This is a genomic window from Anaeromusa sp. (genome assembly GCF_028691475.1).
Lineage (GTDB): Bacteria > Bacillota > Negativicutes > Anaeromusales > Anaeromusaceae > Anaeromusa.
Genome location: NZ_JAQUZF010000011.1, coordinates 34,579 through 42,069 on the forward strand (window position 1 = coordinate 34,579; position 7,491 = coordinate 42,069).

At 50.5% G+C, this 7,491-nt stretch carries 6 protein-coding genes and 1 pseudogene; 4 read left to right on the plus strand and 3 right to left on the minus strand.

Going from position 1 to position 7,491, the window contains the following annotated elements:
- Positions 1 to 366: GtrA family protein (locus PHF27_RS03150; RefSeq protein ID WP_300065899.1), on the minus strand; the 366-nt coding region annotated here is incomplete at its 3' end.
- Entirely contained in the window at positions 329 to 1,369 is a 1,041-nt protein-coding gene (locus tag PHF27_RS03155; RefSeq protein WP_300065883.1) for a glycosyltransferase family 2 protein, read from the minus strand. The genes PHF27_RS03155 and PHF27_RS03150, both read right to left, overlap by 38 nt.
- 138 nt (positions 1,370 to 1,507) lie before the next feature.
- On the opposite strand from PHF27_RS03155, the gene PHF27_RS03160 reads away from it, so the two are divergent.
- The 3 genes from PHF27_RS03160 (at position 1,508) to PHF27_RS03170 (ending at position 5,223) form a co-directional block, all read left to right on the plus strand.
- Positions 1,508 to 2,350 carry a GGDEF domain-containing protein gene (locus PHF27_RS03160; RefSeq protein ID WP_300065886.1) on the plus strand — a complete coding sequence of 281 codons (843 nt, stop codon included), beginning with the start codon at positions 1,508 to 1,510 and terminating at the stop codon, positions 2,348 to 2,350.
- A gap of 81 nt (positions 2,351 to 2,431) precedes the next feature.
- Positions 2,432 to 2,746, plus strand: a complete 315-nt coding sequence (locus tag PHF27_RS03165) for an SH3 domain-containing protein (protein ID WP_300065889.1) — start codon at positions 2,432 to 2,434, stop codon at positions 2,744 to 2,746.
- Between the two features lie 530 nt (positions 2,747 to 3,276).
- Positions 3,277 to 5,223, plus strand: a complete 1,947-nt coding sequence (locus tag PHF27_RS03170) for an alkaline phosphatase family protein (RefSeq protein ID WP_300065891.1) — start codon at positions 3,277 to 3,279, stop codon at positions 5,221 to 5,223.
- Between the two features lie 211 nt (positions 5,224 to 5,434).
- On the opposite strand, the gene PHF27_RS03175 is transcribed toward PHF27_RS03170, so the two are convergent.
- Entirely contained in the window at positions 5,435 to 6,895 is a 1,461-nt protein-coding gene (locus tag PHF27_RS03175; RefSeq protein WP_300065894.1) for a tetratricopeptide repeat protein, read from the minus strand.
- A 159-nt stretch (positions 6,896 to 7,054) separates the two neighbouring features.
- Between PHF27_RS03175 and PHF27_RS03180 the strand changes: the two are divergent.
- Positions 7,055 to 7,491: pseudogene (locus PHF27_RS03180) on the plus strand (hypothetical protein); the annotation flags it as partial.

The window sequence follows — 7,491 nt, forward strand, 5'->3', positions numbered from 1 at the left end:
TTTCGCTGCGGCATCAGGGATGAGCAGTGCTTCGACCATGATAATCATCGAAAGAATATCAGCAAAATACGAAAGGGTTCGGAAAAAGAGAAAACTGGAAAACTCTCTGCAGAGAAGGGCGATATCGGTTTTGCGGCTTTGGAAGACGTAGAACTTATTGGTGACAAAGGCAAAAAGGACTGCCAGAATCCAAGCCAGAGAGGCTGCGATTTTGTAGTCCAAGGGAATGACCTTGGTGAAAAACAGGTAAACAATAAAATTGACCAATGTGGTCAGCAGGCCAAAAACAATATAGGAACTGGTTTGGCTTATCTTGCATAGCTTCAAGTCAATTCTCTCCCTGGTCTTCAAAATGCAGGCGGTCACGGCGGTAGAGGCTTTTTTTGCCGTTGTACTCGTTTACAAGATATAAGGGGCGTCGCTTGGTTTCGTTAAAAACCCGCGCCAGATATTCGCCGATGACTCCCAGAAAAATAAGCTGGATGCCGCCCAAGAACAAGATGATCGACACCAGTGTGGGGAAACCTTGTACAGGATCGCCAAAGATTAGGGTGTTGAAAATGATCCAGCCCATATAAGCAAAGGAGATGAGGGAAATGACCAAGCCGGCAATGGAAGAAAGGCGCAAAGGGAAGGTAGTGAAGGAGGTAATGCCTTCAATTGCCAGATTGATTAGTTTCAGCCAGCTCCATTTGGTTGTACCTGCGGCTCGCAGCGCAGAGTCGAAAAGAATCTCTTTTTTGCGGTAGCCGATCCAGCTGAAAATGCCTTTGGTATAGCGCTGGGTTTCGCGCATCAATTTGATAGCTTCCACGCAGCGGCGGTCCAGCAAACGGAAGTCGCCTACATGCTCTTGAATTTTGATGGTGGATATTTTTTGCAGCAGGCTGTAAAAGGTATTGGCCGCCCAGCGGCGGATAAAGGATTCGCCGGTGCGCTGGCGTCGTTTGGCGCAGACATCGTCATAGCCTTCTTTCCAGTAGGCAATCATTTCCGGAATGAGCTCCGGAGGATGCTGTAAATCGGCATCCATAATGATCACGGCGTCGCTGTCGGCGTAATCAAGACCAGCAATCATAGCCAGCTCTTTGCCGAAGTTACGGGACAAATCCAAATAAGAAATCTGCGGATGTTGAGCCGCGAGCTTCTTGATAACATGCAGTGTATTGTCGGTGCTGCCGTCGTTGATGAAAAGAATTTCAAAGGAGACGGCGGAAATTTCACCGAGAATTGTGTTCAAGCGCAGCCAGAGCTGTTCCAAAACTTCTTGCTCATTATAGCAGGGGATGAGGAGCGTAATTTTATCCAAAATGGTGTTCATCCTCTCATTGCGGTGGATCAAAGAAAATACATCGTGTCTATTATACATCTGCGCCTTCCTATAAGTACAGATTGAATCCTAAGTCGCAGCGGGTTTGCCTTTTTTATGGGAAAAATTGTTTTTATTTGGTAAAGTAGAAGTTGAGATATATCGCTGGAAAACTCGTACGGCAAGGAGGCGGAAATAGTGGCGGCTGATTTTGACAGAACGCGCGCAGCCTATTTTGCGGGCTTGTGTATGTTGCTTGCGGGCATTGCCTATTTGGATCACTTGACCATTCATGAGATTGATTTGTCTATCTTTTATTTACTGCCTGTAGGGCTGGCCGCTTGGAGACTGGGGATTGTCTGGGGACGCAGCGCAGCCTTTTTGGCGGTAGCCTCGTGGGGGGTGGCTGATTGGCTGGATGACTATGTTTATAAGCTGCCATGGGGCGTATATTGGGCTTCCGTGAACCATGCCGTCTTTTTTCTGGCTGTGGCTGAAGTAACAGGCCGGTTGCGTCTTGCCTATGAAATGATAGAGCGGTCTGCGTTTTGTGATGCTTTGACAGGCTTATATAATCGGCGGGCGTTTTTTACCATGGCGGAAAAAGAATTGCAGCGCAGCCGGCGCTATGGACACCCTCTAACAGTGTGCTATATTGACGTGGATCATTTTAAGCGAGTCAATGATACGAGAGGCCATGAGGCGGGGGACCAGTTGCTGTGTGAAATTGCTGCGGCGCTTACCGAACTGGTGCGCCAAAGTGACATCGTTGCGAGGCTGGGGGGAGACGAATTCGCGCTGCTTTTGCCGGAAACGGATAGAGTGGCCCAAGGCGTGCTGGAACGCCTGCGCGAGCGTCTGCAACAGCGCATGGACACAGCCGGTTGGCCGGTGACCTTCAGCGTGGGCGCTGTTACTTGTCAGCAGTCGCCGCGATCCATCGATGATCTGGTACAGTATGCCGATGCGTTGATGTATCAAGTGAAGCATCAAGGGAAAAACAAACTACTTTATGAGGTGTGGCAGGAGGAAAATAAATAGCTGTAATTTTCGGAGTTAGTAGGGTTTTGGGTGTGTAAAAAAGAATATATAAACCATAAAGAACAGCAAGAGGTGTCAAAAATGAAATATTGGACGCTGATGATCCTAATGATACTTTGCTTGGCTGGCATGGGCGGGCAGCAAGGGACGGTGCAAGCGGCTGCAGCAGGTATTGTTTCAGTAGACCAGGTGAATTTACGCACGGCGCCAAACTTGGAGAGTGCCGTGATTGGCGTTTTAGTGAAAAAAGACGTTGTGCAGTACCTATATAATCGCAATCCCTGCCAGGTAAATGGTTATGTTCGGGTGCTGGTCGTGCGGGCTGCAGACAAGAGTCTGGAAGGGATGGAAGGATGGGTTGTTGAGAAGTATTTGTATTGTCCCCAGTCTGATTGAGACGCATACGTAGAAAAGCCATGGCAAAGGGCTTGCTCTTTGCCATGGCTTTTTTTACTGTATCAAGTCTTAATAAATGGGCGGCATGCTTGCATTTGAGACAAGATTTGCGCGTGCCTCGCAAAAGCAGGGGAAGACGGCAGTTTCTTAACTCGCTGCGCTCAAACAGGCGAAACTGTGATCCGCATTCCCCTGCTTTTGCGTCCTGCGGACCGTCTTGCTCCAATAAAAGTCTCAAATACAATCACGGCCGCCGGCGCAGCCTTCAATCCTAAACCTCGGAGCCCTCCCTCTACTCCCTGTACTCCTGTTAATCTTTGTCCTTAAGAATGTTTTTTGCAAAAGAGGACTGCGCGCGGAATGGTTTATTGGTATAATAGATCGAAGCGTTATCAGAAATACCCTTGTACTGCCTCAAGATGCCGTTTTTATTGGCGGCATACCTTGCGGCGGTTGCGAGAAAGGTTGGGTTTGCGATTAAACTTGCAAGTTGGGATGAGTTCTTTAGAGAACTGCAGCAGGACTGCAAATTGTTTGTTTTCGTCCTAGCGCTGTTTACTCTGTTTCGCATTGCCTTCATCGTCATTTTGCATTCGTTTATGAGTGATGCGGCTACATGGGAAGACATTGGAACTGCCTTATATTATGGCTTGCGTCTTAGCTTGAAGAGCACTGGCTTGTTGATTTTGGCGCCCCTTTTATGCTGTACTGGTTTACGGCTTATTTTCCCCTGGCGGCGGCTGGAACATTTGCGCTACTATTTGGGAGCGGCCTATGTGGTGGTTCTGAGCTTTTTGTTTCATGCTCGGCTGCCGTACTACCAGGAATTTCGCGTGGCTTTTAATCAATTGCTGTTCAACACGGTGCATGATGATGTGATGGCCATTATTTATACGGTTATTGAGCAGTACAATCTGCCGTTGCGCTTTGTGTTGGCTTGCGCGACAGCCTGGGCGCTGTGCCGGCTGCTCAAGCGGCTGCTGACGGCGGGGACTTTTTCTTTTCCGAAGCTGCCACGGTGGTATTTGAATTTATCTCTGCGTGCGGTGCTGCTTGTAGGGGTGTATTATTTCGCTATTTTTGTATCCTACGGCGGTACGATGGATGATATTCATAATCTTGACTGGGAAAATGCAGGCGTTACGCGGGATCAGCTTCTCAATGAAGCCATTTTGGATGATATGCATGCGCTTTATCGAGCGTATATTTTGCATGAGCGCATTGCCTCGTCTACCGGCTTGTTTATGGACCCTCAAAAGCTTGGAGCTTATGGAAATTATGTGGCAGGGCGCGAGGTGGACTCAAAGGAGATCGATGATTTCCTGCGCCGCAAGGTCGTAGTAGGACAAGCTGCGCCGCCGAGGCATGTGTTCTTTATTGTCAGTGAGAGCTATGCCAATTGGCCGCTGCTGCCGCAGTACAAGTATCTAAATATCGCCAATGGGGTCAAGCGGATTATAGAGCAGGATAATGCTGCGTATTCACCCAATCTGCTGCCGAATGGCCTGAGTACGATTTCCGGCGTTATGGGAATTGTGGCCGGCTTTGCCGATGCCAATTTGTATTTGAACCAATTGCCGGATGCCTACCAAGAATCCTATAGCACGGCCTTGGCGGCGCAAATGAAGCGTCTAGGCTATAAAAGCGATTTTTGGTATGCGGGCCCCTCTTCGTGGGAGAAAATTAGAGAATTTACCTTGGCCCAAGGCTTTGACGCTTTTTATGGTAAAGGGGATTTAGCCAGTGAAAGCGGCAATGTCTGGGGCTGCGACGACCGAGATCTTTACCAGGGTGTCTTGGGGCGTATCCAGGATGACCAGCCGGGCTTTCATATGATCTTGAATGTATCCAATCATTCTCCGTATACGGTGGATTTGGATGCGGAAGGCTATGATCGGGCGGCCATGGAGGCGATCTTGCCGGAAAAAGCCAAGCAGGATCCGGAAATGGTGAAAAAGCTGGGCCATTTCTGGTACGCCGATAAAATGCTGTCTCAGTTTGTGGCGGAAGCTAAGAAACGGTATCCGGACAGTGTTTTTGTGATCGTTGGCGATCACGCAGATCGTTTGAACCTCGATGTTAATCCGACAATGTATGAGCGTTATGCCATTCCGTTGGTGGTATATGGCAAAGGAATTCATAAAGAGGCCGTTCCCGAAACGGCGGCAGGTAGTCATATTAATCTGACGGCGACCTTGATGGAGCTTATTGCGCCTCCAGGCTTCGAGTACTATGCAATCGGTCCTAGTTTGACGCGGGGCAGCTCCTTTGGCATCAACTACGGGTTTTGGATTACCGCCGATTATATCGGCGATGCCGACAGCGGCGAACGCTGCGAGCCTCATTCGGCACGGGCGGGCATTGCCCCGCCGGACGCGGAAAAGATACGCATGGAAGTGGATTCCGCCCGGGGATTGTCCTGGTGGCGCATCAAGTACGGCAAAACCCTGCGGCCATTGACCGAAGCGGACAATTGAATCGTATAACTACGAGGAGCCGCGCAATTGCGCGGCTCCTCGTGCTTTTGAATCAGAATGACAAATCGCTGTTCGTCATACCCATGTACTCTCATTCTACTCACTCTGTTCCGGTTCAAAATATTTGCAGCCCTCATTCGAACCCTCAGATTCTCCGATTCTCTTGTTTACTCCCCATTCCTAACTTCGTCGTGCCCTCACTTTACTCCCCTTACTCTTGTTCAAAAGCTTGTGTCTCGTATTTCTCCAGTTCCTGTCGTATAGCAGCAAGCGGCGTTTGCCAGTCTCCCGGTTTAGGCTGCCGAAAGAGGCGCATCGAGGCATACCAAGGGCTGTCTGTGCGTTTGAGCTGCCAGCGCCAGTCCGGCGCGAAGGGAATCAATGTCCAGGTATTCTTGCCCAAAGCGCCGGCTAGGTGAGCTACGGCGGAATCGACAGTGATGATTAAATCCAAATTGGCAAGCAGCGCTGCTGTAGCCGCAAAATCCTGCAATTGACCGGAAGCGTCTAAAAGACTTTCCGGCCAAGCAGTCGTGCTTTCTGCGGGGATTTGCGCTTGCAAGCTGATCCAAGAAATTCCCGGCAGTGAAAACAACGGAGACAAGGATGACAAGGGCAAGGAACGGTTACTGTCGTTGTGATGCTGAGGGTTTCCCGCCCAAACTAAACCGATTTTGAATGTGTCCGCTGTGGTGGGGTCTTTAAGCCAGGTTGCTTTTTGTAGGCAGTCTGCAGCTGGCGCTTTAAGATAAGGGACGCCGGATAACGTGTCGTTGTCGGCGCTAAAGACCATGGGGAGATTAGGCAAAGCGCAGGCATAGTCAAACTCCTGCGCCGGCGCTTCTTCACCGCAATAAAAGTCTAGCTGCGGCCAAGAGGCCTGCAGCAATCGTTGCAGCTGCGGCTGCACCCAGACAGTAGTCTGGTCGGCTTGAGCTGCTGCCTGGGGGATATAGCGACAAAACTGCAGGGTGTCCCCAAAGCCTTGCTCGTAAAAAAGAAGCAGTCTTTTGCCGGTCAAATCTTCTCCTTGCCAGCGGGGCAAAGAAGCGGCGCGGGCGGCGTGCTGCCGCATACGCAGAGCGTTGTAGCTTTGCCAGCCTTTGGTGAACTGGCCGCGCAGCAAATAGAGCGTCGCCAGGGCGAATTGAGCGTCAGCGTATTGCGGTTGCCATTTTAAGGCTCGCCGCAGGGAGTCTTCGGCCGCTTCCAAGCGGCCCAGACTTTTAAAGAGGCAGCCTAGATTGTAATGGGCTTCGGCAAAAGAGGGGGTGACTTTGACGGCCTGCCGAAAGGAGGTTTCCGCCTGACGGGGGCGGCCGGTTTCCAGATAAACAGAGCCTAGGTTGTTATGTAGCTCAGCAGTTTTGGGACTAAGCTGCACTGCCTGACGCAACACCTTCTCTGCTTCATCCCAACGGCGGGTGTCCATCAGCAGTAGGCTCAGGTTGTTGTAAGCGCTGACCATTTTTGCATCAAGAGCAAGGGCTTTGCGCAGGCAGGCTTCCGCTTCGGCGAAACGCCGGGTTTGTTGCAGGACGAAGCCTAAGTTGCTATAAGCGTGCGCATAGTTGGGGTTCAGTTCCAGCGCTTTGCAGAAAGCTTCTTCCGCTTCCTTCCATAAACCATTTTCCGTGCACTGAATGCCGAGATTTAGAAAAAGACGTTCCATGTGGCAGGCCTCCTGGTAAATAAGGAATGTAGTACTATTATTATGCCCCGAAATAAGGGGGCTGACAATGTTAGAAGTTTATGTGAAAAATATGTTTAGAAAACGAAAAGAGTACTCGATATATTATTACGTAGTGTATGCAGCAGGGAGGAAGAGGACATGGCTGGCTTATTGATTCAACCGCAACCGAGCGGCAATATACAGGGGCTAAACCGGCAGGGACAAAACACGCCTTTGTCCGGCGTTTCTCCGGCGGGGCAAGACAATAGCTGGCTGGCTCAGATTGGCCCGGCATACAAACTGGAGTTGTCCGAGGCTGCTAAGAATAGTTGGGCGGATCCGGAGGTGCGGCGTTTAAAGCAGGTGGGGCAGATTGAGTGTCAGACCTGCAAGAATCGAACCTACCAGGATGGCTCGGATGATCCTGGGGTTTCCTTTAAGAGTCCTACGCATATTGCGCCGGAAAATGCCGCCGCCGCGGTTAGCTCTCATGAGCAGGAGCACGTAGTGCGGGAACAATCGTCGGCTCAGGCGGAAGGACGCAAGGTCATCTCGCAGAGTGTCCAAATCTACACCTCCGTATGTCCGGAATGCGG